Genomic DNA, 352 nt, shown 5'->3' with positions numbered 1-352 from the left:
CTGATGAAGGCAACGCTGGGCGACGACGGGCGAACGATCGAGCTTGGCTGGCAGGATGGCGCGGTGAGCCGCTTCCATGCCATGTGGCTGCGCGACAACGCGCTGGACGATAAGACTCGCAGCGCCGGCAACGGCCAGCGGCTGATCACCATCCTCGACATTCCGGCCGAAACGCGTATCGGCGCGGCCTCGATCAAGGGCGAGGTGCTCGAAGTCACCTTCATTCCGGAAGGCAAGACCGTCGGCTTTCCCGCAGGCTGGCTTCGCGGCCATGTCTACGATCGCCAGAGGGCTCACCAGCCCGGCTGGACGGCAGGCGACATACAGCGCTGGACGAAAGCCACCATGCAGA

At 65.1% G+C, this 352-nt stretch carries 1 protein-coding gene; it reads left to right on the top strand.

What is annotated here, in order from left to right:
• Positions 1-3: 3 nt before the first annotated feature.
• On the top strand, positions 4-352 hold a 349-nt coding region (locus tag EN852_RS36815; protein WP_135879759.1), incomplete at its 3' end, for a gamma-butyrobetaine hydroxylase-like domain-containing protein.

Source organism: Mesorhizobium sp. M2E.F.Ca.ET.209.01.1.1, assembly GCF_004010375.2.
Taxonomy (GTDB): Bacteria; Pseudomonadota; Alphaproteobacteria; order Rhizobiales; family Rhizobiaceae; genus Mesorhizobium.
The sequence above is the reverse complement of the archived record's forward strand: the minus strand, read 5'-3'. Positions and strand labels throughout refer to the sequence as shown.